This window comes from Leptospira bouyouniensis (assembly GCF_004769525.1).
Lineage (GTDB): Bacteria > Spirochaetota > Leptospiria > Leptospirales > Leptospiraceae > Leptospira_A > Leptospira_A bouyouniensis.
Genome location: NZ_RQFT01000003.1, coordinates 877095 through 901802 on the forward strand (window position 1 = coordinate 877095; position 24708 = coordinate 901802).

Annotated in this window: 25 protein-coding genes; 13 read left to right on the forward strand and 12 right to left on the reverse strand. The window is 36.8% G+C overall.

Annotated elements, in window-relative coordinates; translation table 11 throughout:
* The first annotated feature begins 41 nt into the window (after positions 1–41).
* Positions 42–1253, forward strand: a complete 1212-nt coding sequence (locus tag EHQ43_RS05745) for an NADP-dependent isocitrate dehydrogenase (protein WP_135753252.1) — start codon at positions 42–44, stop codon at positions 1251–1253.
* Positions 1254–1338: 85 nt separating this feature from the next.
* Positions 1339–2607 (forward strand): adenylate/guanylate cyclase domain-containing protein, encoded by a 1269-nt coding sequence (locus tag EHQ43_RS05750; RefSeq protein WP_135770338.1) that lies wholly within the window; start codon positions 1339–1341, stop codon positions 2605–2607.
* 10 nt (positions 2608–2617) lie between these two features.
* Here the strand turns inward: EHQ43_RS05750 and EHQ43_RS05755 are convergent, their stop codons facing one another.
* The 3 genes from EHQ43_RS05755 to EHQ43_RS05770 form a co-directional block, all read right to left on the reverse strand.
* Positions 2618–3337, reverse strand: a complete 720-nt coding sequence (locus tag EHQ43_RS05755) for a glycosyltransferase (RefSeq protein ID WP_135770339.1) — start codon at positions 3335–3337, stop codon at positions 2618–2620.
* A gap of 93 nt (positions 3338–3430) precedes the next feature.
* The gene (locus tag EHQ43_RS05760) at positions 3431–4024 is read right to left on the reverse strand and encodes a hypothetical protein (protein ID WP_244242653.1); all 594 of its coding nucleotides are present in this window, start codon (positions 4022–4024) and stop codon (positions 3431–3433) included.
* Positions 4025–4596: 572 nt separating this feature from the next.
* A complete protein-coding gene (locus tag EHQ43_RS05770; protein ID WP_135770340.1) occupies positions 4597–6438 on the reverse strand; it encodes an SLC5 family protein in 1842 nt (613 codons plus the stop codon).
* A gap of 113 nt (positions 6439–6551) precedes the next feature.
* Between EHQ43_RS05770 and EHQ43_RS05775 the strand changes: the two genes are divergently transcribed.
* The 3 genes from EHQ43_RS05775 (at position 6552) to EHQ43_RS05785 (ending at position 9936) form a co-directional block, all read left to right on the forward strand.
* Positions 6552–7715 carry an LLM class flavin-dependent oxidoreductase gene (locus tag EHQ43_RS05775; protein WP_135770341.1) on the forward strand — a complete coding sequence of 388 codons (1164 nt, stop codon included), beginning with the start codon at positions 6552–6554 and terminating at the stop codon, positions 7713–7715.
* Positions 7712–8617, forward strand: a complete 906-nt coding sequence (locus EHQ43_RS05780) for an aldo/keto reductase (protein ID WP_135770342.1) — start codon at positions 7712–7714, stop codon at positions 8615–8617. The genes EHQ43_RS05775 and EHQ43_RS05780 overlap by 4 nt, the downstream gene beginning before the upstream one ends.
* 224 nt (positions 8618–8841) lie before the next feature.
* Entirely contained in the window at positions 8842–9936 is a 1095-nt protein-coding gene (locus EHQ43_RS05785; RefSeq protein WP_135770343.1) for a GAF domain-containing protein, read from the forward strand.
* Positions 9937–9995: 59 nt separating this feature from the next.
* On the opposite strand, the gene EHQ43_RS05790 is transcribed toward EHQ43_RS05785, so the two are convergent.
* Complete coding sequence (locus EHQ43_RS05790; protein ID WP_135770344.1) at positions 9996–10364, reverse strand: DUF4180 domain-containing protein; 369 nt, start codon at positions 10362–10364, stop codon at positions 9996–9998.
* 213 nt (positions 10365–10577) lie between these two features.
* On the opposite strand from EHQ43_RS05790, the gene EHQ43_RS05795 reads away from it, so the two are divergent.
* Entirely contained in the window at positions 10578–10922 is a 345-nt protein-coding gene (locus EHQ43_RS05795; RefSeq protein WP_135753245.1) for an ArsR/SmtB family transcription factor, read from the forward strand.
* Positions 10919–11434 carry an SRPBCC family protein gene (locus EHQ43_RS05800; RefSeq protein WP_135753244.1) on the forward strand — a complete coding sequence of 172 codons (516 nt, stop codon included), beginning with the start codon at positions 10919–10921 and terminating at the stop codon, positions 11432–11434. Before EHQ43_RS05795 ends, EHQ43_RS05800 begins: the two co-directional genes overlap by 4 nt.
* Positions 11435–11528: 94 nt before the next feature.
* Here the strand turns inward: EHQ43_RS05800 and EHQ43_RS05805 are convergent, their stop codons facing one another.
* The 3 genes from EHQ43_RS05805 to EHQ43_RS05815 form a co-directional block, all read right to left on the reverse strand.
* Positions 11529–12149, reverse strand: a complete 621-nt coding sequence (locus EHQ43_RS05805) for a YiiX family permuted papain-like enzyme (RefSeq protein ID WP_135753243.1) — start codon at positions 12147–12149, stop codon at positions 11529–11531.
* A gap of 188 nt (positions 12150–12337) precedes the next feature.
* Positions 12338–13042 carry an SDR family oxidoreductase gene (locus tag EHQ43_RS05810; RefSeq protein ID WP_135770345.1) on the reverse strand — a complete coding sequence of 235 codons (705 nt, stop codon included), beginning with the start codon at positions 13040–13042 and terminating at the stop codon, positions 12338–12340.
* Positions 13043–13090: 48 nt separating this feature from the next.
* Positions 13091–14161 carry an alpha/beta hydrolase gene (locus EHQ43_RS05815; protein ID WP_135739699.1) on the reverse strand — a complete coding sequence of 357 codons (1071 nt, stop codon included), beginning with the start codon at positions 14159–14161 and terminating at the stop codon, positions 13091–13093.
* A gap of 58 nt (positions 14162–14219) precedes the next feature.
* Between EHQ43_RS05815 and EHQ43_RS05820 the strand changes: the two genes are divergently transcribed.
* From EHQ43_RS05820 to EHQ43_RS05845, 6 genes are all read left to right on the forward strand, one after another.
* A complete protein-coding gene (locus EHQ43_RS05820) occupies positions 14220–15386 on the forward strand; it encodes an acyl-CoA dehydrogenase family protein (protein ID WP_135739698.1) in 1167 nt (388 codons plus the stop codon).
* A gap of 214 nt (positions 15387–15600) precedes the next feature.
* Positions 15601–16071: a GNAT family N-acetyltransferase gene (locus EHQ43_RS05825; protein ID WP_135739697.1), complete on the forward strand. Its 471-nt coding sequence runs from the start codon at positions 15601–15603 to the stop codon at positions 16069–16071.
* 237 nt (positions 16072–16308) lie between these two features.
* Positions 16309–18129, forward strand: a complete 1821-nt coding sequence (locus EHQ43_RS05830; RefSeq protein ID WP_135770346.1) for a PAS domain S-box protein — start codon at positions 16309–16311, stop codon at positions 18127–18129.
* A gap of 47 nt (positions 18130–18176) precedes the next feature.
* Complete coding sequence (locus tag EHQ43_RS05835) at positions 18177–18764, forward strand: DUF6962 family protein (RefSeq protein WP_135770347.1); 588 nt, start codon at positions 18177–18179, stop codon at positions 18762–18764.
* A gap of 40 nt (positions 18765–18804) precedes the next feature.
* Entirely contained in the window at positions 18805–19824 is a 1020-nt protein-coding gene (locus EHQ43_RS05840; RefSeq protein WP_135753239.1) for a sensor domain-containing diguanylate cyclase, read from the forward strand.
* An 86-nt stretch (positions 19825–19910) separates the two neighbouring features.
* Positions 19911–21167, forward strand: coding sequence for an NADH:flavin oxidoreductase/NADH oxidase family protein (locus EHQ43_RS05845; protein WP_135770348.1), 1257 nt, complete (start codon positions 19911–19913; stop codon positions 21165–21167).
* An 82-nt stretch (positions 21168–21249) separates the two neighbouring features.
* On the opposite strand, the gene arsB is transcribed toward EHQ43_RS05845, so the two are convergent.
* The 5 genes from arsB to EHQ43_RS05870 form a co-directional block, all read right to left on the reverse strand.
* Positions 21250–22290, reverse strand: coding sequence for an ACR3 family arsenite efflux transporter (gene arsB / locus EHQ43_RS05850; RefSeq protein ID WP_135753237.1), 1041 nt, complete (start codon positions 22288–22290; stop codon positions 21250–21252).
* Positions 22291–22848: a DUF6428 family protein gene (locus EHQ43_RS05855; protein WP_244242655.1), complete on the reverse strand. Its 558-nt coding sequence runs from the start codon at positions 22846–22848 to the stop codon at positions 22291–22293. It lies immediately after the preceding gene.
* 13 nt (positions 22849–22861) lie between these two features.
* Positions 22862–23281: an arsenate reductase ArsC gene (locus EHQ43_RS05860; RefSeq protein ID WP_135770350.1), complete on the reverse strand. Its 420-nt coding sequence runs from the start codon at positions 23279–23281 to the stop codon at positions 22862–22864.
* A gap of 1 nt (position 23282) precedes the next feature.
* Positions 23283–23624, reverse strand: a complete 342-nt coding sequence (locus tag EHQ43_RS05865; protein ID WP_135753235.1) for an ArsR/SmtB family transcription factor — start codon at positions 23622–23624, stop codon at positions 23283–23285.
* A 250-nt stretch (positions 23625–23874) separates the two neighbouring features.
* Positions 23875–24684, reverse strand: a complete 810-nt coding sequence (locus EHQ43_RS05870) for a hypothetical protein (protein ID WP_135739688.1) — start codon at positions 24682–24684, stop codon at positions 23875–23877.
* Positions 24685–24708 lie beyond the last annotated feature (24 nt).

Below are 24708 nucleotides of genomic sequence, written 5' to 3' on the forward strand. Positions count from 1 at the left end.
TATAAATTTGAATCAAAATGGATAGAGTTTAGGAGAAATCAATGGGAAAAATTAAAGTAAAAACACCGTTAGTTGAATTAGACGGCGATGAAATGACAAGAATCATCTGGAAAGAAATCAAAGATCGATTCATTCACCCTTACTTAGATATTACATTAGAGTATTATGACCTCGGTGTCGAATATCGTGATAAAACGGATGACCAAGTGACTGTTGATTCTGCAAACGCAATCAAAAAACACGGAGTAGGTGTAAAATGTGCGACGATTACTCCTAACGCAGACCGAGTCAAAGAATACAACCTAAAACAAGAATGGAAATCACCTAACGGAACTATCCGTGCGATTTTAGATGGAACTGTATTCCGTAAACCAATCATCATCAAAAACATCCCTGCTGCAGTCAATTCTTGGAAAAAACCAATTGCTATTGGTCGTCATGCCTATGGTGACATTTATCGTGACGTGGAAATTTTAGTTGATGGACCAGGAAAAGTAGAACTCGTTTACACAGATGCATCTGGAAAAGAAAAACAAAGACTTCTCGTAAATGAATTCAAAGGTGCTGGTGTTGCCCTTGCTATGCACAACTTGGATGAATCAATTAAGTCTTTTGCGAAAGCATGTTTCACATATGCGTTATCAGAAAAGATCAGCATCTGGTTTGCAACAAAAGATACCATTTCTAAAAAATACCATGCTCGTTTCCGCGATATCTTTGATTCTATGGCTAAAGAACAAGAAGCTGCTATGAAAGCTGCTGGTATCACATATAGTTATTACCTCATTGATGATGCTGTCGCACAGATCATGAAAAACGAAGGTGGTCAACTTTGGGCTCTCATGAATTATGATGGTGATGTGATGAGTGATATGGTTGCTTCTGGTTTTGGATCTCTTGGACTCATGACTTCTGTTCTAGTATCTCCAGATGGAAAGTATGAATACGAAGCAGCTCATGGAACAGTGACTCGACACTACCGTAAGTACCAAAAAGGTGAAACTACTTCTACAAACTCTGTGGCATCTATTTTTGCATGGACTGGTGCTCTTGCAAAAAGAGGTGAACTAGATGGTACTCCTGATGTAGTGAATTTTGCCCTCAAATTAGAAGAAGCGATCATCGAAACAATTGAAGGAGGAGAAATGACAAAAGATCTACTTTCTCTTTCAACAGCTGCTAAAAAAACAGAATTGGATACCTTCCAATTTATGGATGCAGTACAAAAACGTTTGGATGCAAAACTCAAATAACAAACAAACATCACCCTGTCTTTTGACAGGGTGATTCACTTTATTTTCTTGCCAGCTTTGTTTTTCCTTATCCAATAAACATTCCATGTCGGATTCAACCAAATCTCAACTCGATTCATTTATGGATTGGTATCTAGTTGAGATGCCTAAAATTGATTCACCTGCTTTATTATTTCATACCTATATTCAATATTTACAATCTTTAGGTTTTCAAATCATCCGAGGGAATATGGGTACTAAAACATTACACCCTCAAGTCGAAACCTTAGCATACCTTTGGGCTCCCAAATCTCAAAAAGAGTTAGTGGATATCCAGATAAATCCCTTATTCCATTCGAGTTCCATTTATGAATTTCCTGACTCTTTCATACGGGTAACAAAATTTCGATTGGGTTCTATCCAATCCTCTCAATTCACTGCGAGTCCAATCCAATATGTTTTGACTGCGAAAAAAACTTATTATTATCAGTTCGAAGAAGGTTATACAGGTGAATTTCCATATCCAATTTTGGAAGAACTTGCACCTTCTGGTGCAACGGGTTATATTGCAGTCCCGGTGATTCAAAAAGGAAATAGTTATGCTTTTTTAAGTTTGTTAACCAAAAAACCATTTGGATTTGATACTACAGAATTAGATTTTTTAACTAAGTCATTAAACTTAATTGCACTTAAGTGGTGGACCTTTATTCAGTCGGAGCTCACCGAATCATTGTTAAGCATCTATTTAGGTAAAAGGACTGGTTCTACCGTTTACTCTGGTAAAATTTATTTAGGTGAATTAGATAATATTCAATCCGTAATTTGGTTTTCTGATATTCGCAATTATTCTGGAATTAGTGAAACACTGACTCCTAAAGAAGTCATCCATTTGTTAAATGATTATTTTGGAATCGCAATTCCACAAATTGAAAAATTTGGTGGAGAAGTTTTGAAACTTTTAGGAGATGGTATCCTTGCCGTTTTTCCTTTTAAAGAGAAAAACAAACTTGTTGTTGGTAAAAAAGTATTGCTTGCCGTACGCAAGTTAGGCGAAGAGTTGTCTAGGTTAAATAAAGTGAGGGAATCTGAAGGTAAAATTTCAATCCATCATGGTGTTGGCTTACATTCTGGAGAAATATTATACGGGAATATTGGATCTTTAGATAGACTGGATTTCACTGTGATTGGAGAAGCTGTGAATCTTACGAGTAGGATAGCAGGTATGTGCGGAGAATTAGGTAAAGCTGTTTTGGCATCTGAAAATCTAGCACACCAAATTCCTGTTCGCTGGGAAGAATTGGGAGAACACAAATTGAAAGGAATCAGTTCGCCTAAAAAGATATTTGCCATCTCCGAAAAAAAACAGTCGATTTGAACTTAAATATTTAATGTATGTTCCTATATTTCCAAGCGGAATAGAGAACGATCCATGAATCTTTTAGGAAATTAAATTTCGAATTTGCAATTTCATTCCAATCAATTGGGAATTCTGAAATTGTAAATTGATTTCGATAAAAAATTACAAGTAACTGTGTATCCCATAACCAACGTAAATCGGTTAACTTATGTTTGATCTTTGTATACGCAGATTTTTTGAAAATTTTGCAACCACATTGTGGATCATACATTGGGACATCGAAGATTTTGTTAAAATAATAAGAAAAAAGACGATTTGCAATATGACGGTAGAAAGATTTTTTTACGTTTCTACCCATCATCGGAATTCGAGATCCTGCAATCAGGTCGATTTTTTTGTTTGTGTCAATTGCATTCCATAAACGTTCGACTTCGTAAGCCGGCGTAGCTCCATCGGCATCTACAAAACCTACAAAATTACCTTTTGCAACATCAAGTCCAAATTGTATTGCTCCTCCTTTTCCGATGTTCGATTCATAATGCAAAAGTTGGATTTTTGGATTTGAAAGATGTGATTGGATATTTTGTTTTAATTTTATAAATTCACGTTTTGGACTTCCGTCATCAACTATGATAAAATCCACGTTGGAATTCCCTTGAAAGGTTTTGACTAAGGTATCTAAGTATTTCGGTAAACGATCAAATTCACAATAACTAGGTATGACGATACTTAGATGATTCTTTTTCATGGATTCAGAAAGAAATTTATTTCTCCTTGATAGTTGTTTCGAATTTGTTTCTTCGATCAAGTCATTTATCGATGGAATCAGATACAATTTGTCCTAACGGACGATGACCCATTTCCCATTGATACGACTGAGATAAATTGGTATGGATCCACTTTTTTTTGATGAGATCACAGGTTCCCCTTTTTGGTTTGTGATTTCGAGGATTTGTTGGTTACATAGTAATTTATATTTGGTTTTGATCGGATCCAATTTCCAAGTTGATCCGATTACTTTTGTCATACCTTGGATCGACTTTAGCTCATCTGCTTCGACATATGGATAATAGCGTACTTCTGAAGTGTCTTTGGCACGGAAAAAAGTTTGGGCTAATATTTTTTTAGCATCTTTCGAATTCAAAACTTTTGTGAAATCTTTAAGAAAGGATATGGCAGAAGATTCCAATTCGCTTGTAAGGCTCAGTGATTCAGCTTGTTTCCACAATCCGCTAGGAGGTAAAAATGGAGGTTCAAATGAAATTTCTTTCCACTCTCCTAACTTAATTGGTTTGGTTTCATCCCATTGGAAATGTTCGAATAATACACCTTCATCTGGGAATTGACCTTTTTGGCCTATGATCAATTTCACTTCAGCTTCTTTCGGAAATGACGAATGACCATTGTTCTTTTTGTTTTGTTTGCGTTCAGACAATCGCACTTTTAATTTATTTGTCCCTGGAATGATCCAATAATTGAAAAGACTAATAAGAATATAATATGTTTCATAAGAGTTTCTCCAATGTTTAAGTAAGCGAGTATTCTATTCAAAAATGACAGAATTGTCGATGCGAAAAATTGATAAGTTAGGTTTTTGAATTAAGTAATGATTTGAAGATTTGAAGTTAAGGAAGAAATTTATTTCCCTTTCGATCGAAGAAAAAATTAATATGTCCAACAACATCTTCCACATTGTCCGCAAACATATATAGGTAAATCGCATTAGTAGTCCACTCAACAAAGGAAGTATTAAAACAGCATGAAGCAAATAAAATGATTCCAAATTCATTTTTTGGCATAAAAACATATGTATTTATGTTATCAATTTTCAGAGTACACAATGTGAGAAAAATCAAACAGAGTGTGATGATCGGAAACGAATGTTTATGATTGGCTTTTTCAAATACAAACATGGTGGAGTAAAAATTATTTTCCAAATCTATTTGGTTATGCGAAATTTGCCAATTCTTTTATGGACCTGTTCGATTCGTAAGTCGAAGTGATGGATTAGAACCACAAATAAAAGAAAAAGGTAAGACCGAGTAAGATTCCATACAACCATTCATCTCGTTTTCGAAATACACCACCAAAAGATTGATTCGTTGATTTTTTTTGGTATGTCAGGTAACAAAAAAACAGAAAAAAATGTAAAAAACCAAAGATAGCGATCCAATGTTTTACATAGGGCCACTTGACCCTGAAAATTATTAGAAATAGAAAGGTGAGAAGAAATAAGTATAAAATCAATTTGGTTTGTCTTGAAAGTTTGAGTTTTAGTTTCTTTGATTTGGACATTGCAGAAGCAGAAGATTCGGATTCTTTTCCATTTTGTAAGATTCTTTTTTCCAAAATGACTGCAAGAGATAGAACCATCAGTGCAAAATGGAAAATTAAAAATACACGATGTAAAAAATTCAATTCCTGACCAAAAGTAAGTTTAATGAAGTGGGGCGCCAATTCTGAATACAAATATGGGCTTAATAGAGAAAGTATCGGAGTTAATAAAATAGTCCCACAGACAATTCGAATGTTCATTCGTAGATTGAAGATTCCAAATAAGAATACCACAAGTAAAGCAGGAGTAAAATGTGAACTTTGGTTTGATAATTCGATGAAGAAGTTTTTCTTAGAGTTAGGATCAATAAGTAGGATCGCAAATGAAGTGACAATCAAAGAGAAACCTAAAAGAAAAAATCTACCTGATTGCATTTCTTTTTTATCTGATAATGTGATTCCTTTTTTCTCTATAAAAGGTTTATAAAAATCAATGGTAAACAAAGTGGCAGCCGAATGTAACATTGAGTCAATGCTCGAAAAAATAGCACCGAGTAAACCAGCAAGGATCACACCAATCAATCCATAACCAACTGGTACAACAAGGACAACTAATTTGGAAAATGCTTCGTCAGGTGCAATGGTAGCCGTTTCTCCAAGAGAAGACCAAATTTGAAAGGCAGCAACTCCTGTTAATATAGAAAAAAATGGAACGGTAAGTTTGAGTAAACCACCCACTAAAATTCCAAATCTAGCTTCCCTAAGCGACCTACCACCTAATGTTCGTTGAACTACATATTGATTTGTATTCCAGTAAAATGTATGTAATAAAAAAAGTCCACTAAGGGCTCCGGTCCATGGAAGGGTTGGGTGGTTTGAAGGGAGGTATAAATTCATTTTGCTGAGTCCATCAACTCGATTTTCTTCTTTGGCAAGTAATTCCCATAGTCCACCAACTTCTGGTCTTGTAATGGAAAGGTATGCGAGGACAATCCCCGATGCTAAAATCAAAATAGTTTGAATGACATCTGTATAAACAACCGACTTTAAGCCACCAAACCATGTGTAGATGGTTGAAGTAAAGGCAATCCAAATGACAAGTTCGGTATAAGTAACTGATAGACCTAGATTTTGTAAAAACGGTAAAAAACTTCGGGCTCCAATGTATAAAGCTCCTGTAAGTTGTATTGTGATGAGAATGAGTGAGATGGCAGAATAAATCCTACCGATTTCCTTTCCAAATTTTTCCTGTAAAAATTGAGATAAGGTGAAAAACTTCTTACGTCGAAAAATTGGTAAAAATACAAAAGCTAATAAAACAATCGCAGGAATGGAACCAAATTCGTAATGGCTCTGAGCAAACCCAACCGAAAAACCAATCCCTAACATTCCTACCAAATGGTTTGCAGAAATATTGGTTCCAAAAAGTGATCCTGCGATTCCCCACCAAGGTAGACTTCGGCCACCAAGGAAATAATCGTTTGATGAGGACTCTTTTCGACCAGCAATCATTCCAACACCCAATACAAGGAGAAAGGTAAGGCCAAAAAAAAGGATATCAATCGTTGTGATCATAAAACGGTCTAGAATGGAATCGCCAGCTTCGATTTATTTAAAAATAAATGCAAGCGATAGATTTTTTGAAATCCTCTTGTGTTCTCTTGGTATCTCCGTTTCCATAGGCAACAATGAATCCGATTCCAAACGCACCCGCCATTCGATCCGAAGATAACTCTGTAGAAGTTGCTTGGTTTTGTGACCTTTGCAATGGAGATTATGAATTTTTAGGAGTCCCGGATGGGGATTTACGTTCTAGTTTTGAACATTGCGCCGATATCATTCGAACAGCTGATGAATTGGGGTATCAAAATATTCTTTTACCTTCTTCTTACCAAACAGGGCAAGACACTCTTACTTTTGCTGCCGCTGCATCTCAATTCACGAAACAAATTTCTCTCCTAACTGCGATTCGGTGTGGGGAAATCCATCCTCCTATGCTTGCAAGAACTCTTTCAACATTGGATCATATGTTAAAAGGTAGACTCAATATTAATATTATTTCGTCTGATTTGCCAGGCACAATTAAAGATAGCAAAACAAGATTTGAAATCTCTAAAGAAGTGATCCAAATCTTACAGCAAGGTTGGACAAGAGATCATATCAAATTCGAAGGGAAACACTACCAATTTGATTTAACATCAGATCCAGTAAAGTCATATCAAGTGAACGGTGGACCATTATTGTACTTCGGTGGGATCTCTCCAGATGCAAGGGCGTTATGCGCAGAATTTTGTGATGTATTCCTTATGTGGCCGGAGACAGAAGAACGTTTAGCTGATACAATGAAAGATTTAAGTGAACGTGCTGCCACATTTGGAAGAAAGATCGATTTTGGATTAAGAATCCATTTGATCGTAAGAGATACAGAAAATGAAGCAAAGGAAGCCGCAAAACGTCTGTTATCAAAGCTTGATATTGATAAAGCCAATGATATCAAACATCGAGCTTTGGATTCCCATTCAGCAGGTGTATTACGCCAAGATGAACTAAGAAAACAAGCAGACTCAGAACTTTTTATTGAACCTATGATTTGGTCGGGCATTGGTCTCGCAAGATCTGGTTGTGGTTCTGCTATCGTAGGCACACCTGAACAAGTTTATGAAAAAATCCAACGATACATCAAAATGGGAATACGAGCTTTTATCTTTTCTGGTTATCCTTTAATCGAAGAATCAAAGTTATTTGCAAATAAAGTTTTACCACAAATCAAAACTGTTAATTTTGCGGAAGCCCAAGGTAGGAAACCAAAAGAAATTCCTATTACACCTCTCACTACAGGAGTAAGAAAATGATGGTACCTCAAATTGAATTCCCAAAACACAATTTTTCTATTTCAAGATTGGTGTTTGGGATTTGGCGATTGCATGAAGATCCACTTGGAGCATCGGTAGAAAGGATTTATGAAAAAATTCAAACATGTTTAAATCTTGGAATCGATACCTTTGATCACGCCGACATTTATGGAGATTATGAAAATGAAGAAAGTTTTGGTACCGTTTTAGATAAACACCCTGCAATCAAATCAAAAATCAAAATCATCACAAAATGTGGGATCCAAGTCCCAGGAGTTAAATTTCCTACCAAACATTATAATACATCCAAAGAACACATTCGTTATTCTGTAGAACGATCCTTACGTAAGTTAAAAGTTGATTGTTTGGATGTTGTTCTCATCCATAGGCCAGATCCGCTAATGGATCCACAGGAAATGAGTGAAGTTTTTGAAACCCTAATTAAAGAAGGGAAAGCGAAACATTTTGGTGTTTCGAATTTCACAACATCTCATTTCCAAATGCTACAATCAGTGTATAAACGACCACTTTTCACAAACCAAGTGGAGTTTAGTTTATTTCGCACCGAACCTATGTTTGATGGTATCTTTGACCAAGCAATTCAATATGGATTTCATCCCATGGTTTGGTCTCCTACGGCTGGTGGAAGAATTTTTTCACCTAAAACCGAGACAGAATCAAAGACTCATCAAAAGTTAGAAATGATGGCTAAAGAAAAAGGATGTAAGATCGATCAAATCCTTTATTCTTGGTTTCTAAATCACCCAGCTGGACTTGTTCCTATACTGGGTACAAATGATCTGAAACGAATACAGTCGGCTGCAGATTGTTTTTCATTTCCTCTATCACGAGTAGAGTGGTTTTCGCTTTTGGAAGTAGCAAGGGGGAAGGAAGTTGCGTAATCGAATATTTATTCGCCTATGGAAAGTCAGGCGACCATCAAATCTCAGATTGACAACAATAGAAATTTAAGAGCTGTTCCCGATAATCAAAATTTCTACAGTAAACAATTGCACGAATCGGAAAAGATTTTAGTCGTTATCTTAAATAAAATGTAAGTATCACAAAATTAGATTCTCGTTTCTTCCAGAGATTTCGGTGGGATGGACAAGAGAGGTTGTTTGTTATGCTTTCTGAATTGGCCCCCAACCTTTATTTCTCTGGAAATTCGCTAACTCGTGATTTGGCTGATGATTTAAATTCTTTTCATTCGATTGGATCTGCTGAAGAAGTTTGGGAAAGGACTGTGGAAACAAATGCGAGGATTCCTGAGATCATAACAACTTGGATTTTGGAATATCTCCCTGAGTCGCAAAACTTTCGTTTGCTCGCTCTTAATTCTCAAACTGGATTTGAAATTCCAAAAATAGTTTCTAAAAACTCTCTTCCTTGCCATCACGTTGTGGAATCTAACATGATTTTTGAAATGACCTTACATGGAGATGAATTATTTTACAAAACATTTGGTGGAAACAATTTTGAAAAAACATCAGCCATGTACTTGGGATACCCAATTCGTTCTGATATTGGAACTGTGATTGGAGTGATTGGAATGGTGGTAGAAGATAAATTTAAACATAAATTTAAAAATCTAAAACTAATCGATGTAATTGCAGACCAACTCAGCCAAGAATTGATTCGATTGAAAAATGAGAAACTAATTGCTGACACATTAAATACAGCTTCATTCATAAAAGATTCACTGGCAGAATTATTTCGGCTTCTTTCTTCTAAATCAAGTGACTTAACAGTTGTTTGTAGAAATTATTTACAAACAGGATTGAAACTTTTTGGATTACCATTAGGTTTAATTGCATCAAAAATTTGGAATGAATGGGAATATAGTCTTGTAGAAGGGAATGTACACGGGATTTTTGAAGGTCAAAGATTTTCAAATGAAGCATTGAAATCCTTTACAATGAATTCTCCATCTGCTGCTCAAATCCTAAGTAAAATTTCAGAAGATACTACTCTATATGTTAGAGACCATTTATTAGATTTAGAAGTTTCATGTCTGATGGAGTTTCCACTTAAAGTTCATAATCAAACCATTGGTGTATTGGGTTTTTATGGATTTAAAGATCAAACAATTGAATCGACTGAATTGTTTCAAAGAGTTTTTGAACTCATGGGAATCAGCCTTTCGATTACAATCGAAAAAAATAATATTGATCTATTGTCAAAAATAGCTATTTTGGAAAAAGGATTTCCAACTAACTAAAGTTGTTGGTATTCTAAGTTTTCATACATAAACAGGCAATTACTGGGTATCAATTATTTTTAGTGAATATTTGTTAAACGAAAGAGCGCTTCTTCTTCTGAATTTAGAAAAAAAACATCCTTTCCTGAATTCATTTCATAGATAAAGTCCTTTAGGCTTTTACTAGAATAAATTGAAAAATCACCTATGATTGCCAGTTTCATTTGGTAGTTGATTATTTTTTGAAGCACGTTCCCGGCAATTCCTGTTTTTAAATCAAAGAAACTTTCGGCAAAATGAGATTGTCTCAAAACAAAACGAGCGCAACCCGATTCATATTGAATGGTGGCAAATAAGTCAAGAGCCGAGGATCCATCTGTAATTAATGTTTCTTCAGAGTCAACGACTGCGATGTCAATATTGTTTAGGTTAATTTTACGAACATTCATTGATTAGTTTCCATTGATGTTAGCCATCTGGTTTTAACTAAGTTTTGGTCCTTTATTGCAAAAGATATTATGTCCAATTCCAATTGGTTTTGTGTGACCGAGCAGATGTAAATCCAAAAACCTTTCTATGTATGTATTTTCTTTTTTATCTGGCTAAAAAATAAATTTGACAATTAATAGTAAATAACTCATAAGTTATATAACTAGTTAGTTATGCAAACACTTGATGCCACTTTTTCTGCCCTTGCTGATCCCACAAGACGGGCTATTTTAATGTACCTTGCAAAAAAAGATCATACCGTAATGGAACTAACCAAACCATTTCGAATGAGCCAACCTGCGATTTCCAAACACTTAAAAGTATTGGAAGAGGCTGGACTTATTATTACGACAAAACGAGCTCAGGAGCGCTTGCGTCGTTTGCAAACTGCACCTCTGAAAGAGGCAGTGGATTGGATGGAGAAATACCGTTTGATGTGGGAGACTCGTTACAGGGCCCTTGACGGACTACTAGTAGAATTACAAAAAATGCAAACCAAAAGAGGGAAGAAAAAATGAAACCTAACAAAAATGAAGTGAAGATGGAGAGAAGAGGAGAAACAGAAGTTGTGTTTACAAGGTACTTTGATGCACCAAGACAATTGGTATTTGATTGCCACACCAAACCGGATTTAATGCGTCTTTGGCTCATTGGACCTGAAGGTATGGTTCTTGAAACTTGTGAGCAGGACTTACGAGTTGGTGGGAAATATTTATATTTATATGCAGATAAAAACGGAAACAAATCTGGAGTGTATGGAACTTTTCGTGAAGTCGTAGTACCTGAGAAGTTAGCAAATTCAGAAAATTATATTTTGGATATGTCAATTTTTAATCCAGATGCACCGGAAGATCCTAATGCGACTTTCGAATCACGCACTTTTACCACAGAAGGGAAACGGACACTTATGACGCATCTTTGTCGTTATGCGTCACCAGAGGTATGTCAGATGATGGTTGAAACTGGTGCAGCGGATGGAATGGCAGAATGTTATTTGGAATTGGACAAGTTATTGGTTAAGATGGAGTAAGAAGAGAATTAGAAGTAAGAAGGAAACAATAAAATCAACAATATTGCATAGTACCTTCTCCTTTATTCGCAATCCATTCATTTCAATTGGATCATTAATTTTCGATTACTGTCTTTAATTCTTTTGAATGGAACATATCGATGGGAGATATCACTGGCTCAAAATAGGGGATTTGGTTTCCATATCGTTTTTTCATCAAATTTTGAACTGGTTTAGAGCTAAGATCAAATTCCTTGAGGGTTTTTAAATCTCCAATTTTTAAACCCGTGAACTTTTCATATAGTTTCCAGATAAGTTCAGTACAATAGATTCGATCATTTGACCATTCAAAGTACAAATCGTAGTGTTTTCCGAGTAATGAATTGCCATAATCTTTCATTTGTTGAATGACTATTGGTGTTAGGATTTTATTTGAATGGTGAATCCGTTTGATCACATAGTGAAGATTCTTACCTCGTAGGATAAAAGAATGTAAGTCAGTCAATTTAACCGGTTCGATTGCTTCTAAAACTTTGAATTTATCTCCATATTTGAAAATGATTCCTACATGAGTGTATCTGGAATTAGTTGCTAATTTGATAGCAGTAGCTTGTTCGGATTTCGATTCATGAAAAATAATATCTCCTTCTTTCAATTTGGAAGTATCAATTTCCTTTCCTAGAATCGGATGTGTTGTAAGACAAAAAAGTAGAATGAATAAAATTTTTGATATCATAAATTAATAGGACTGCTTCTTGAGCGATTTTCAATCTTCGATGTAAATTGTTATAGAATTTGAAAAATAATGATTCATATCATTTGATTGGAATTCTCAGGATAAAATCTATGATATTCTGATACTAAAAATGTTACTTTCAAAATCAGCCTTAGTTTGATTTTTCTATTATTCCAATCCTTCCCAACCTACCAAGGAATCTCTTTTTTGTCTCGAAAGAACTTACCGGTTGGACCATTCTCGGGAAGTGTTGCAGCCCATACGATAGTCTCTGCTCCTTTTTCAACAGGCCTTGTTGCATTCGCACCACCCATATCAGTTTTCACCCAACCAGGACATACCGAATTGATTTTGATATTTTTTCCTACACCTTCTATACTAGAAAGATTGGTGAGAGCATTGATCGCTGTTTTTGAAATCCGGTAAGCAGGGTATCCACCTCCCATATCAGATAGTTGTCCCATACCTGAACTAACATTGACAATACGGCCGTAATTATTTTGGATCATCATTGGTAAAAAAACCTGAATCAATCGAAAAGGACCAAAAAGATTCACAAGTAGAGTTCTATGAAGGTCCTCAGAAGTTGTTTCAAAATAAGAACCAGGGTCCATAAAAATCCCTGCATTATTCACAAGGATGTCCAATCTACCAAAACTTCCCGTGATCATATCCAAAACTTCGTTAATGCTTTGTTCTTTGGAGACATCGAGTGAAACAATTTCTCCTTTGCCAACTGATTTAACTTGTTTTAAAGTTTCTTCTGCATCCGATTCATTCCTTGAACCAATCAGAACATAAATCCCTTGTTTAGCGAGATCAATGGAAACTTGTTTCCCAATCCCCCTGTTTGCACCTGTAACAAGCGCTATCTTTTCATTTGACTGGTTCATGGGAAACTCCTTTACAACATTTTGATTTTGGACTTACTAATAAATAGTTTATTTTGCCTTAGAAAGTTCTTTTAACCAGGAATCAATTTGTGCTTCGATAAAAACTTTATCGGTAATCACCCATTTAGAAAGTAAAACATGCATTCCATTTTCAACAGCCACCTTTTTATTAAGAGGGTTTGGTGTTTTATCTAATCCAAAGTTTGCATAACCTTCTAACATTTTGGGGACACTTGCAGTAGGATCTTGTTCTTTTTCATTTTTGTAATAGTATAAAAGAAGTGTTGGCGATGTCACTTTTCGAAACACATCTGGAACTGCTGCATAGTTTTTTAAATCGTTCACACCAACAAGGGCTGCGAAGTATTGTTCAGGATACCAGTAATTATTTCGTTCAGGCAATACTTTAGGATTGTTATGTACAGATGCTCTTACTTTCCCTTTGAGAAGATGGATAAAAGTAAGTCCACCAGGGTAATTAAGAATATTCAAACTTCCATCGACTGGTGCATAAAATGGATTCGCAAGTACTAGTCCATCTACTTCTTCCGGGAATTCCGATGCAAGCCATGTCGCAAGTAATCCTCCCATAGAACTTCCAAATACAATCACTCGATCTCCTTGTGATTGCATCATGTATAATGCTTCTCGTGATGCATCTAAGTAGTTATTAAAATTTTGGTCTCTTTGGTCTTCTTTGTTTGTTCCATGACCTGGAAGACGAAGTAAATAGGTATTGGCTTTATATTTTTTAGCCAATTTTTCCATTACCTCTTCGCCTTCAGCACGAGAAGCGCCGTATCCATGGATGTATAAAAAAGCTAAGGGAGTTTTTTTCCCAAAACTGATATAACGTTCTTCGTTTCCAGGTCTGTGATTTTTACGTTTACTTTCTTGTAACTTCTCTTGGAAGTAAACATCAAAGTTCGCATAACTCAAGTTTGCTTTCGGTTGGTAATTGGGTCTTCCTGCGCAAGAAACTAGAACAAAGGTTACAGTGAAAAGAAAGACAGTTGTGAACTGTCGGAGGTTGTGGAATAAAGAACACGATTTAGCCATACAAATGGAAAATATTACAGTGTTTTTGCTTTCTTGTAAAGAGAGAAAAACCCTTGGCACAGGAAGGGACGTACGAAAAAAGGTAGTAAATACCCATTCTCAGAAGGAACATCCCGGAATGTATACCCAATTCACAGAGCAACAACTTGAAATCAGAGATTTAGTTCGTAACTTCGTCAAAAAAGAAATCCCGCATGAAGTAGCCTTGCACTGGGATGAAAAAAACCAACACCCAACGGAACTCATCAACAAAATGCGTTCCGAACTTGGAATCAATGGACTTGTGATTCCTGAAGAATACGGTGGATGGGGACTAGGTGCGATTGAACAGTGTTTAGCCATCGAGGAATTATCCCGTGGATGCCTTGGGATCGCACTAGGATTTGCTTACACAGGTCTTGGAATTCTACCTATCCTAAAAGGTGCCACTCACGAACAAAAATTAAAATGGCTCCCTGAAATTGCGGACGGAAAGTTCGGAGTTTCTTTTTGTTTGTCTGAGCCAGGTGCTGGTTCTGACGTTCCTGGTATGACCACTCGTGCTGAGAAAAAAGGCGACAAATGGATCATCAACGGAGCAAAACAATGGATCACTGGTGCATCAGATGCCCAAGCCTTTACCGTATTTGCTTATACTGATAAAAACCGTGGAACACGTGGAGTTTCTTGTTTCTATGTTCCTCGCAGTGCTAAAGGTCTCACTGTCGGTAAAAAAGAAGACAAACTCGGAATCCGTGCCTCTTCTACTCACCAAGTGATTTTCGAAGATTGTGAAGTGGGTGAAGACGCACTCGTTGGAAAAGAAAACCTCGGTTTCGTTTACGCTCTCCAAACTTTGAATGCTTCCCGTCCGTTCGTTGCGGTTATGGGAGTGGGTGTTGCACAAGCAGCACTTGACCATGCAGCTCGTTACGCGCGTGAGAGAGAACAGTTCGGTGTGAAAATCGGAACATTCCAAGCAGTGCAACACATGTTAGCTGATATGTCTATCAAAGTAGAAACTGCAAGAGAAATCACCTACAAAGCAGCTCGTCTTTCTGATGCAAACGATCCTAACCTTCCAAAATACTCTGCAATTGCAAAAGCTTATGCATCTGAATGTGCAGTTCAGTGTGCTACTGATGCAGTTCAAATTTTTGGTGGATACGGATACACAAAAGAGTATCCAGTTGAGAAGTTAATGAGAGATTCAAAAATCCTCACCATCTTCGAAGGAACGACACAAATCCAAAAGAACGAAATTGCCGCTTACGTAATCAAAGAAGCAGCATCGAAAAAAGACTAAGATAATTTCACTTTTATCTTTGAAAGGGAGCCTCCAGAAATGGGGGCTTTTTTTTTTGGGTGGTACAAATGGGATGTAGGTATCCCCGCCCTGATTGGGTGGGGTGAGTCCACCCGCCACCCAATGGCTTCCTCCTACCACAACCTACAAATTTCCTCCATCCAAAAATTGAATTTGCAAATTTAATTTTTAAGAAGTTCATATTTCTCCATAGATGGACCAAAATTTTACAATCCGATTAGTAACCGAATCAAATTTCCACTCCCAACTTTGTATCGATTCTCTTTGGGAAGAAATCCAAACAAGGTATGAATTCCAAGCGCCAAATCCAATGGTATTCTCCGATTTTTTACCTCCTAATGGTAAGTTTTTTATTGCGCAAGAGAATGAATCAAACGAAGCCATGGGATCGGCCGCCTATTCAAAGTTTAATGATGCTAAGTGCGAACTGGATGCAGTATATGTTTTTCCAAAATTTCGAAAGATGAAGGTCGCCACATCACTGTTAGTTGCAATAGAAAAGCAAGCTGGCTTGGATGGGTTTACTTCGATGGTTCTCCGAGCAGGAAGTCCTCAACCCGAAGCATTAGTACTGTACAAAAACTTTGGGTTCAAAGAAATCCCTGCATTTGGAAAATGGGTTTCCGATCCCACAGCCATTTGTTTTGAGAAAAAAATAATCTAATTTTACTTTGGCTGCCCGGGCGGGCTCGCTCCGGGGTTCGCTTACGCTCCCGTCCATTGTTCGTTATCACGAAACAATGGACTAAACCCTCCGGATCCCTGGCAGGTAGTGTTGACAACTGATGAACTTTTTTTCCTAAATCCAAATTCCAATACTACATTTGTTAAAAAAAATGGCTGACTTAAATCTTTAATTTTGAGAAACTCTAAGTCCCATTTTGGTGCGGGAAGTAAAACAGTGAATTCCTCCTCTAATGATCCAAATTTTGACAATTCACTCAAAAATGAAAACTACCTACTCATATTCCGACAAATGGAAACCTTAGGAAAACTTGGTCATTGGGAATTTGATTTTATCAACCAAACGATCCACTGGTCCCAAGGAGTATTTACCATTTTAGAAATGGACCCTTCTACTATGCCCGTATCATTAGAGTTAGGTTACAATTCAGTACACCCCGATGATAGAGAAAAAGCCAAACAACATATGGAAGATGTCATCACCAAAAGGATTCCATATAATTTGGAATGTAGGCTTATAACAGCAAAAGGAAACATCAAATTCATCCATAGCCAAGCAGAAGTGATTCGTGACGAGTCCGGGATCCCTTTACAAATCGTCGGGATTTTCCAAGATGTAACTGAAAGAACTGAATCATACTACAAACTTAAGCAGCAGGAACTTAGGCTAAGTTCCATATTACAATCTGAACCAGAATGTGTGAAAGTTGTTTCTCCCGATGGAATTCTCATCGAAATGAATCCAGCTGGACTTAGTATGATCGAGGCTGATACAGCGGAGGATGCGATTGGTCAGCGAGTTGAATCACTCATCGAACCATCGGATCTAAAGTATTACCAAAATATACATGAAAATGCACTGAAAGGAATTAAGTCGAGTGCACGATTTCGGATGATTGGAATGAAAGGAACACATCGTTGGATGGAAAGTACTGCAGTGCCTCTTACGAATCAAAATGGTGAAATCACATCTGTTTTAAGTTTAACGCGCGATATCTCAGATAAAGTCATAAACGAAGAAAAATTAATTCGTATCAAACGAAACCAAGAAGCACTAATTAATAGTACGTCTGATCTTATTTGGTCAATTGACACTAATTATTGTTTAGTGGCGGCAAACCAATCGTTTTTAGATGTTTTAAGTTTTTTGCAAAAAGTTCCAGGAAAAGAAGGAGACAATGTACTTATAAAAACAGCTGGAGAAGAATTTTATTACAAGTGGAAGGAGTATTATGAAAGAGGCCTTTCAGGTGAAGTATTCACAGCATACGAAAATTTTATCAGTCCTATCACAAATCAAGAGGAACATAGGGAGGTTTCTTTTAAACCAATCCGAAATGTTGACGGTCAAATCACTGGCCTTGTTTGTTTTTCAAAAGATATCTCGAGTCTGATGCGAAAAAGCAAAGAACTTTTGTTAAATGAAAAAAGATTTCGTGTTTTAGTTGAGAATGGTGCTGATGTCATCATGATATTAAACCCAAGAGGCCAAGGAAAATATGTTTCACCTTCGATTACGAAAGTGATGGGATATACTGAAAAAGAAGCTTTGAGCCTTAGTTTGTTTGATGTTGTTCATCCCGATGACGCCCCTAAACTCAAAAAAAGACTTTTTGAAGTTTTGGCACTCCCACTTGGCGCCTCCTTACAAAGCCAAACTTTTCGAGCCAAACATAAAGATGGATCTTGGAGATATGTAGAATCGACACTTACTAATATGCTTTCAGACGAATCAATCGGTGGGATCGTAGACAATTTTCATGATGTGACTGAAAAAGAAACACAAATGGAAGCGATCCAAACCCAAAACCAAAAGTTAAAGTCCATCGCTTGGACACAATCACATGTTGTAAGGAGTCCCTTAGCAAGGATCATGGGAATCATTGAACTCATACGAACCGGAAGTTTGACTCAGGAAGAAGAAAAGAAAAGTTTACGATATCTCTTAGAATCGGCAAATGAATTGGATGATGTGATTGGTGACATTGTCAGAAAATCACAAGAAGTCATTCCTCCTGAATTTAATTCCAAAACCTAAGGATTTTCACTTGCCACTTTTATGAATTTGGTTCTAATTCTGTCACCATGGTTCTTTCCACATTTGTATCCGATTTATTTCTATCCTTAGTTTCGCTCTACGTAGCGTTTCGTTTTGTTGGCAAATCCGCGATCCCTGCGCGTTCCGCTTTATACGGTTTTGCGATCATTGGAATTTCCGCAGGTTTAGGTTCGATTCATTTTTTAGGTTTTCATTCATTAGATGATATCTATCGATTCTTTGTGGGACTCTCAGGGTGTTTGGGTGTTCCTCTTCTTGGTCTTGCCTATTTTCATTTTTCATTTCGTTCCATTTCAGAAAAAACTTTTTTTCTATTCATCGCGATTCTCTTTGTTTTGTATTTACTGTTTTCCTATTTGTTTCCGTTACCTATTTACTCGACAATCGTCGGCGGAATAGCGATGGTGATTGTACTCGTTAGTTCAATCATCCGGTTTCCTAAACATGCAAATGCTGCGATTCTAGGTATCGTTGGTGCAGTTCTTTTTATTGTCGCAGGATTGGTCATCGGAACAAAAGGCTCTACAGGACCAATCCTGAACGTTGATATCTTTCATATCCTTCTTGCGATTGCAAATTATTGTATTGGGCAAGGAATTTCAAAATTAAGCTAGAACTATAAAGATACATACAATATGTTAACTCTGAAACGATATGGCAACATCTCCTTCAGAGTCTACATTAGAAAAAATTTTAAAAATTCAAACTGAGTTAACGGCTGCTAAACCTGAAGTTCCTCTCTTATTAGATCTCATCACACTCCGTTCCAAAGAATTAGTTTCAGGTGATGGTGCTGTTTTTGAATTAGTGGAAGGGGAAGATTTAGTTTATCGTGCTGCAAGTGGCTCAGCATCCAATCAAATTGGACTTCGTTTAAAAGTAACAGGAAGTTTCTCAGGATTAAGTTTACAATTAAAAGAGTCTTTGAATTGTATAGATTCAGAAGAAGACAACCGAGTCAACCGCGAAGCTTGTCGAGTTGTCGGCCTCCGCTCTATGATTGTAGTACCATTATACTTTGACATGGAAGTTTTAGGTGTTCTAAAAGTATTAAGTGCAAAACCAAAGTTCTTTACAGACGCTGATGTACATTCTCTGAATATGTTGTCTAGTACAATCGCTGCAATTTTACACAATGCTTATCGATGGGCGGAAAGAGAAAAAAGATTACAGTCAATGTCATACCTTGCAAGTCATGACACACTCACAGGGATTTACAATCGATCTGCGTTTTATGATTATCTAAGGAAAGGAATTGTAAGGATTCAGTCCAATCCTATTTCACTCACAGTTGCAATGTTTGATTTAGATGGTTTAAAACAAGTGAATGACACTTATGGTCATGCTGCAGGTGATTTTTATATCTATCAATTTGCAAAAAGGCTTTCTAATCTTTTACAAGACCATGATATTTTAGCTCGGTTAGGTGGTGATGAATTTGGGTTGATTCTAATGAGTCCTGAACCAAAAGAATCCGTCTTTTCTTTTTTGTCAAATATCACAAAACTTGTAGAAGGCGAAGTGCTCTTTGAATCCATTCCACTCCAAATCAAATCCAGCTTAGGAGTATCACATTATCCTGAAGATGGGGAAGACTTGGAGTCTCTTATCAGAAAAGCAGATGAACGGATGTATTTAGACAAACGGGAACGAAAAAAGAACCAAACGAGATAAAGTTCAAGATGATCCATTCGATGGATCATTAGTTTTCACGATTTGGAATTGTGATCTTCCTCTTTGGTTTGGTCTAACGATTATAGATGCATCACACTTCGAGTTTATTTTCACCACTTGTCCTCCCAAATGGAATCACGCTGGCCAATCGTTTGGTCAAAGCCGCGATGGAAGAAAATCTATCCAATGAAAATTTAGAGCCAGATATAGCGCTTTTTCAATTATACGAATCTTGGTCAAAAGGTGGAGTCGGAACTATCATCACGGGGAACGTGATGGTGGACCATCGAGCTATGACAGGGCCTGGAGGAGTTGTATTAGAGTTAGGAACTAATTTGGAAGGGTTTAAAACATGGTCGTCCAAAGCAAAAGCTGCTGGTGGAAAAATCATCATGCAAATCAACCACCCAGGTAGACAAATCTTGGCAAAGTTAGGTGGTAATGTTTGGGCCCCTTCAGAAGTCTCAGTTGATTTAGGAAATCTTTCTAAACTATTGGGAAAACCAAAAGCGATGACAGAATCTGAAATTTTGGAAACGATTGAACGTTTTGCCAATACATCAAAATTAGCAGAAGACTCAGGTTTTGATGGCGTACAAATCCATGCTGCACATGGATATTTAATCAGTCAGTTCCTTTCTCCACTTGTAAACCAAAGGACCGATCGATGGGGTGGGAGTTTGGAAAATCGCTCTCGATTCCTCATTGAAGTAATCCAATCGGTTCGTAAAAATGTGAATCCAAATTTTATTGTCGCAGTGAAAATCAATTCCAGTGATTTTCAAAAAGGTGGTTTTCAGTTGGAAGATGCCATCGAAGTCATTAAAAAGATACAAACGTTAGGTGTTGATTTTATTGAAATTTCAGGTGGGAATTATGAGGCTCCTGCGATGCAAGGAATTTCTCGAGATGGATCTACTTTAGCAAGAGAAGCATACTTTTTAGACTTTGCTAGGCAGATAACAAATAAGGCTACCGTTCCCATTATGGTAACAGGAGGAATTTCAAGAAAACAGATTGCCGAATCCGTTTTGGAATCTGGAATTTCACTAGTTGGAATTGCGACAGCCCTTGCACTCAATCCAAATTTACCTCTCGAATGGAAAGAAAACCGCGAATCTTTCGTACGTTTGCCGATCCCAAAATGGAAATCCAAAACACTTGTAGGACTAGCCACCATGGTAATGGTGCGCTACCAATTACAGAGATTATCGCAGGGGAAAAAACCGAGTTTAAAACTCATTCCTTGGTTTCGATTGTTGATGGACCAAATCCGATTGTTTCGATTAACAAAACGATACCGAGCTTGGATGGCGAATTTAGATACTTCAACCCTACACTAGGCAATCGGTTGAAGGATTTTACTCATCATTGACCAAGAGTAGACCAATTTGTTTTGGTCTACTCACCAATACAAATGAATCCTTATATGACCTTATGTTTGTAATATCGATCTCGGAAAACTAACGCAATTTTCACAAGGAATACCAAAGCGGGTACTTCGATCAATGGTCCAATGACACCAACAAATGCGGCACCACTTCCGATTCCAAATACACCAATCGAAACAGCAATGGCCAACTCGAAGTTATTACCTGTAGCCGTAAAACTCACAGCTGCATTTTTCGAATAGTCCACTCCTAGTTTGTAACCCATCCATAAACTTAAGAAAAACATAATGATAAAATACATTAGTAGAGGAATGGCTACTCTTATAACATCATCTGTAAGATTTACAATCATTTCTCCTTTGAAACTAAACATTACGATAATGGTAAAGAGTAAGGCAATCAGTGTGATTGGCGAAATGAAAGGAAGGAATTTTGATTCATAAAAGTCTTTGGCACCAAACCTTTCAAAACCAAATCGTAATAAAAATCCGACAAGAAATGGAATTCCTAAATAAATCCCCACTGTCTTTGCAATTTCTACTATTTCGATGGAGACTGTCGTTGCCGCCAAACCAAAATATGGTGGAAGAATTGTAATGAATAGATAGGCATAAAAACTATAAAAGAATACTTGGAATATGCTATTCAGGGCAACAAGTGCCGCACCGTATTCTCTATCACCCTTTGCCAAATCATTCCATACAATGACCATTGCAATGCAACGTGCGAGTCCTATGAGAATGAGACCTGTTCTGTATTCTGGTTCATTTCGTAAAAAAAGAATCGCAAGAAAAAACATAAGGATAGGTCCCACTATCCAATTGAGAAGAAGTGATAGGCTTAATAGTTTCCCATCTCGGAACACCTTTCCCATTTCTTTGTACTTCACTTTGGCTAAAGGAGGAATCATCATTAGGATAAGCCCAATGGCTAAAGGAAAATTCGTTGTACCAACATTGAAAGTTGAAAACGCTTCAACTGTTGATGGCATATATTTTCCAAGCGAAACACCAATGGCCATTGCACCAAAGATCCAAATTGTCAAATATCGATCTAAAAAGGATAATTGTTTCATTTAGCAACAACCTGCAGATTCTTTTTCTTTTTTTAATCCACTCGTATTACAACAAGAAGATGAAGTCAGCTGGATGTTTAGATTTTCATTCGCAATTTGTTTTATGTCTTTATCTAACTTTGGTAAACCACATTTAGAACTAGCTTTGCATTCTGTGGCACCATCGATCAAATATACCACCAAGTTTGTTTCTTCAATTTTAATATCGGAAACAAAGTATTGTCTCATTGCTGATGATGAATTACCAAATTCGATCCTCAAAATCGCATTTTCCGGGATCGATATTGCTTTTGAAACCTTAGCATAGATATTACTTATTTTTTTTAGACTCATCGATTCTGTTTCTATATTTTCGTTTGGTTCTAAAACTTGTAAGATGATTTCCTTCCATGTATCTAGGTTACCACCACAATCAACAGATTCAATCGTTGCCAATTTAAATTCCGTGATATGGTAGTTAGGGTAGATCTGTTGATTGTTTTGATAAATGAATTTCAATTGTAATTCAGGATATAATTCCAGATATTTTTTAAATTCCATCCAAGTTAAAGATTTCATCGAGTTCTCCATATTACTTTAATTCCTTGTTTACAAAGTTTTCACAATAGTTTCGAATTTCTTCCCTAGTATCTGCAAATGCTTTCCAAATTTCTTCATCAGTTCCTTGTTTTTTCGATGGGTCACTGAAGTTATGATGAAAACGTTTTGCATCACTAGGAAAGTAAGGACAGTTTTCTTTTGCATGGTCACAAACTGTGATTAAAAAATCGAAGTTAATGTTTTTATATTCATTAATGTGATTTGAAGTGTGGTTTGAAATATCAATTCCTACTTCTTTCATAGTTGTGATTGCCTTCGGATTCACTCCATGAGTTTCAATTCCAGCGCTATAGACATTGGCTTTATCTTTGGCATAAAAACGCATCCAACCTTCAGCAATTTGACTCCGACAACTATTCCCTGTACAAAGGATTAATATATTTTTTTTCATCTTAACAACAGCCCTCATTTTCCTTTTGATATTCTTTGATTGAATTGATACATTTGATAAACCCATCAGACATTTGGTAAAAATGTTCCCAATCGATGCAGTAACAAGAACTAGTTCCTTCTACTGATCCTTTCACTAACCCACCTTCTTTTAGTTCTTTTAAGTGTTGGGATACCGTGGATTGGGCTAAGGGTAAAACCTCAACAATCTCGCCACAAACACATGTTTGGCGTTTAGCCAACACTTCTAATATAGCAATCCTTGCAGGGTGAGATAAAAGTTTCGCAAACGTTGCAAAATTTTGGATCGATTCCGGGAATTCTGATTTTTTATTGGATGCCATAGTATATCGTAAATATACGATTAAATAAATCTAAAAATTCTGTCAAGGGGAATCTTGGACTGCCGAGACCATCGGAAGAGAGTTCTAGGCACAGGAAGCGGAAAAATGTGACTAGTGATAAGATTATAGTGATGGGGAGTCGCCGTAAACCCTGAGTAGGAACCTCCGAGATTGTCTCGGAGATTACGGTTTCCTACCAAATGAGAATTTTGGAAGGATAAATCCTTCCTTTGGCAAAATTACCATTAGATTAGATCCCAGATCCATCTGGGATGACCACAGGATCGTCAGAAGTGGGAGTGTCTGGTTTGACATCCGCTGGAGTATAACCATGGTCATTTGGTTTTTGTCTACTGGAATCAAAATCGGAAGTAGACGGTTTGTGGTTTCCTTCTACCGAAAACAACCAACCATCTTCTTGTTTTTGAGAGACACCTTGTTCGTGAGGGAAAGTATCAATAGGACGAATTGTGATGGATACATATTGTATCAACCGTTCATCTTTGATTGGATCTAAATACGCCAAACTATCGTTACGCCATCTGTTTTTAGCTCGAGGTTCTCTTCGGAAACTTTTCATTACCATATCGAGTTCTTTTGCATATTTAGCATATAAAACTCGGGTGGTTTTTGCTTGGATCACGAAATACATTCCACCTTTTTTATGGAACAAAAACCGATTCGATATTGTTTGTTTATTTTCAGTATAATGCAAAACAACAAATACAGATTCGTCAAAACCAGCTATTTCGTTTTCTAATACTTTTTCACGAACTAACTTTAAATCAGGATATTTGATTAGAAATGTATCTACTGTTTCTTCGATAAAACGATCAATGTCGTATTCTTTTGTTCGGCGGGCAACATCAATTTGTAAGATTGCCTCTCGATTGGTTTTTGCAATTTGAATCCGAACAGTATCTGCATGGCGTAAAACAGACTTTGCCCAACCTCTTGGGTATTCAAAAGCAAAACCTAGTGAGTCTTCAACCCAAGTAGCTGCTTCAAGTCCCGCAAATGTTAGACATAATAAAAATAAGAGGCAAAGTCGCTTTTTCATACTTACAATATCGGCCAATCATCC

What these genes read in the sequence shown, in the direction of transcription:
- EHQ43_RS05775 (WP_135770341.1), top strand. Translation starts at nt 6,552, where the DNA reads ATGAATCCGATTCCAAACGCACCCGCCATTCGATCCGAAGATAACTCT.
- EHQ43_RS05790 (WP_135770344.1), bottom strand. Translation starts at nt 10,364, where the DNA reads ATGAATGTTCGTAAAATTAACCTAAACAATATTGACATCGCAGTCGTT.
- EHQ43_RS05835 (WP_135770347.1), top strand. Translation starts at nt 18,177, where the DNA reads ATGGTTCTTTCCACATTTGTATCCGATTTATTTCTATCCTTAGTTTCG.
- EHQ43_RS05865 (WP_135753235.1), bottom strand. Translation starts at nt 23,624, where the DNA reads ATGGCATCCAATAAAAAATCAGAATTCCCGGAATCGATCCAAAATTTT.
- arsB (WP_135753237.1), bottom strand. Translation starts at nt 22,290, where the DNA reads ATGAAACAATTATCCTTTTTAGATCGATATTTGACAATTTGGATCTTT.
- EHQ43_RS05810 (WP_135770345.1), bottom strand. Translation starts at nt 13,042, where the DNA reads ATGAACCAGTCAAATGAAAAGATAGCGCTTGTTACAGGTGCAAACAGG.
- EHQ43_RS05795 (WP_135753245.1), top strand. Translation starts at nt 10,578, where the DNA reads ATGCAAACACTTGATGCCACTTTTTCTGCCCTTGCTGATCCCACAAGA.
- EHQ43_RS05785 (WP_135770343.1), top strand. Translation starts at nt 8,842, where the DNA reads ATGCTTTCTGAATTGGCCCCCAACCTTTATTTCTCTGGAAATTCGCTA.
- EHQ43_RS05770 (WP_135770340.1), bottom strand. Translation starts at nt 6,438, where the DNA reads ATGATCACAACGATTGATATCCTTTTTTTTGGCCTTACCTTTCTCCTT.
- EHQ43_RS05750 (WP_135770338.1), top strand. Translation starts at nt 1,339, where the DNA reads ATGTCGGATTCAACCAAATCTCAACTCGATTCATTTATGGATTGGTAT.
- EHQ43_RS05845 (WP_135770348.1), top strand. Translation starts at nt 19,911, where the DNA reads ATGCATCACACTTCGAGTTTATTTTCACCACTTGTCCTCCCAAATGGA.
- EHQ43_RS05780 (WP_135770342.1), top strand. Translation starts at nt 7,712, where the DNA reads ATGATGGTACCTCAAATTGAATTCCCAAAACACAATTTTTCTATTTCA.
- EHQ43_RS05745 (WP_135753252.1), top strand. Translation starts at nt 42, where the DNA reads ATGGGAAAAATTAAAGTAAAAACACCGTTAGTTGAATTAGACGGCGAT.
- EHQ43_RS05805 (WP_135753243.1), bottom strand. Translation starts at nt 12,149, where the DNA reads ATGATATCAAAAATTTTATTCATTCTACTTTTTTGTCTTACAACACAT.
- EHQ43_RS05840 (WP_135753239.1), top strand. Translation starts at nt 18,805, where the DNA reads ATGGCAACATCTCCTTCAGAGTCTACATTAGAAAAAATTTTAAAAATT.
- EHQ43_RS05820 (WP_135739698.1), top strand. Translation starts at nt 14,220, where the DNA reads ATGTATACCCAATTCACAGAGCAACAACTTGAAATCAGAGATTTAGTT.
- EHQ43_RS05870 (WP_135739688.1), bottom strand. Translation starts at nt 24,684, where the DNA reads ATGAAAAAGCGACTTTGCCTCTTATTTTTATTATGTCTAACATTTGCG.
- EHQ43_RS05755 (WP_135770339.1), bottom strand. Translation starts at nt 3,337, where the DNA reads ATGAAAAAGAATCATCTAAGTATCGTCATACCTAGTTATTGTGAATTT.
- EHQ43_RS05825 (WP_135739697.1), top strand. Translation starts at nt 15,601, where the DNA reads ATGGACCAAAATTTTACAATCCGATTAGTAACCGAATCAAATTTCCAC.
- EHQ43_RS05800 (WP_135753244.1), top strand. Translation starts at nt 10,919, where the DNA reads ATGAAACCTAACAAAAATGAAGTGAAGATGGAGAGAAGAGGAGAAACA.
- EHQ43_RS05860 (WP_135770350.1), bottom strand. Translation starts at nt 23,281, where the DNA reads ATGAAAAAAAATATATTAATCCTTTGTACAGGGAATAGTTGTCGGAGT.
- EHQ43_RS05855 (WP_244242655.1), bottom strand. Translation starts at nt 22,848, where the DNA reads ATGAAATCTTTAACTTGGATGGAATTTAAAAAATATCTGGAATTATAT.